Here is a 1,969-nt window from a genome sequence, read left to right as displayed (position 1 = left end):
ACGGGGCGTGCGGGCGGCCGGGTCAGACCGCGGTCGGGGCCTGGGGCCGCCCGCCGGGCGCCTTCCCGGCCGGGCGCTCCGTGTCCGGCTCCCGGGGAGCGCGGACACCGGCCATGCCCACCACGGTCACGATCGCGGCCACGAGGGCGGCGACGGCGCACACCGTGTAGGCGAGGCCGTAGCCGCTGCCCAGGGCGTCGAGGGCGATGCTCCGCGCGGCCGAGCCGGGAGCGTCCGGCGGCAGGCTGTTGACGGCGATCGGACCGGCCGCCCGGCCGATCTCGGTGGCGGCGCCCAGCTGGTCGGGCGGCAGGTCCGCGCCGGCCAGCTTCGAGGAGAACGCGTCCCCCGCACGGCTGAGGGCGACCGCGCCGACGACCACCGGACCCAGGGCGAAGCCCAGGTCGCGCAGCATGTTGGTGGTGGCGCTGGCCATGCCGGCCAGCCGGCCCGGCACGCTGTTCAGCGCGACGGCCGTGATCGAGCTGACGCCCAGGGCGAAGCCGATGCCGATGAGCAGGGTCGGCAGCACGAACGGCGTCAGGCTGGTGTCGGTCACGTCCAGCCGGGCGCACAGGAACGAACCGGCGGCCATCAGGAGGAAGCCCGTGGTCAGCAGCCAGTTCGGGGCGACCTTGTGGAGCAGCCGGGAGACGACCGGGATCAGGACGAACGCCGGTCCCTGCAGCAGGAGGAACGGAACCGCCACGCGGAGCGGGTCCTGGTGCTGGACGGGGCCGAGCCACATGCTCGTCGTGAAGCAGGCGCCCAGGAAGGCGATCATGCCGATGACGGCCACGATCGACCCCACCGTGAAGGCGCGGTCCTTGAACAGGGTCAGGTTCAGGATCGGGGAGTCCGCCCGGCGCTCGATCAGGACGAAGGCGACCAGGAAGCAGGCGCCGACGGCGAACGCGCCGATGATGTCCGGCTCGCCCCAGCCCTTCCCGGGCCCCTCCACGGCCGCGTACAGCACCAGGATGAGACCGAGCGCGAAGGTGATCTGACCGGGGACGTCGAGGCGGCGCCCCTCGGCGGCCCTCGACTCCTTGGCCAGGGTCAGGCTGAGCAGCACGCTCGCGAGGGCCAGCGCGACGAGGACCGTGTAGGAGCCCCGCCACGACCCGATCTTGGCGAAGACGCCGCCGATCAGCGGGGAGACCGCCGCGCCGGCGGACAGGAAACCGCTCCACAGGGCGATGGCGCGGGCCCGTTCCCGGGCGCCGCGGGCCACGTCCGCGATCATGGTGAGCGATCCGGGGAACATGGCACCGGCGCCGAGACCGTTCAGCGCGGCACCGGCCCACAGCGTCTGCACGGTGGGCGCGAGGGAGGAGACGAGGCTGCCGGCGACGACCATCGCCGCACCCGCGGCGATGAGCCTGCGGCGGCCGAACAGGTCGCCGAGGACACCGAAGGTGAACTCGAAGACGACCACGGCGATCATGAAGGCCGCCGTGATCCAGGTCAGCTGGGACCCGTGGGTGCCCAGGTCCTGCTGGAAGAGGCCGTTGAGAGAGGCCGGCAGGGCGTTGGCCAGCTGTGCCACGAACACCGCGCAGCTCGCGGCCGCGAGCGTGCCCGCGTAGCCCGGCTGCCGGGCGGCCCCCGCGGAAGGGCCGGGGGACGTCGTCGTCCCGTTGTTGAGCGTCACTGCGTTCTCCCTGACTGGGACGGTGGGGCGGTTCGGCCCCTTGTGGCCGATACCGGTGGGGTAGTGAGCCGCGGCTCGGGGCGTGGGGGAGCCGGGCCGGACGGCCCGGCCGGGCCGTCCGGGCACAGCGCGCGCGCCGGGAGCCGGACGGGTGCGGACGGGCGGACGGGTGGATTGCTCCGTTCGGCTCCCCCGGGGGTGGGGGAGGCCGGGAACCGGTCGGTGGTGCCGTCGAGCACGGCACGCCGCTCGACGCCCGCGGGGTGGGGCGCCGCGGAGGGGGGAGAATCCGGCCGCCGGACGGCCGGGGCGCGG

Annotated in this window: 1 protein-coding gene; it reads right to left on the bottom strand. The window is 74.8% G+C overall.

Annotated features, from left to right (window positions below):
• Window positions 1-22 precede the first annotated feature (22 nt).
• Window positions 23-1,654, bottom strand: a complete 1,632-nt coding sequence (locus AOK18_RS26875) for an MFS transporter (protein WP_055696015.1) — start codon at window positions 1,652-1,654, stop codon at window positions 23-25.
• Window positions 1,655-1,969: the final 315 nt, after the last annotated feature.

It is taken from the genome of Streptomyces prasinopilosus, assembly GCF_001419695.1.
In the GTDB taxonomy this organism is placed as follows: Bacteria; Actinomycetota; Actinomycetes; order Streptomycetales; family Streptomycetaceae; genus Streptomyces; species Streptomyces prasinopilosus.
The sequence above is the reverse complement of the archived record's forward strand: the minus strand, read 5'-3'. Positions and strand labels throughout refer to the sequence as shown.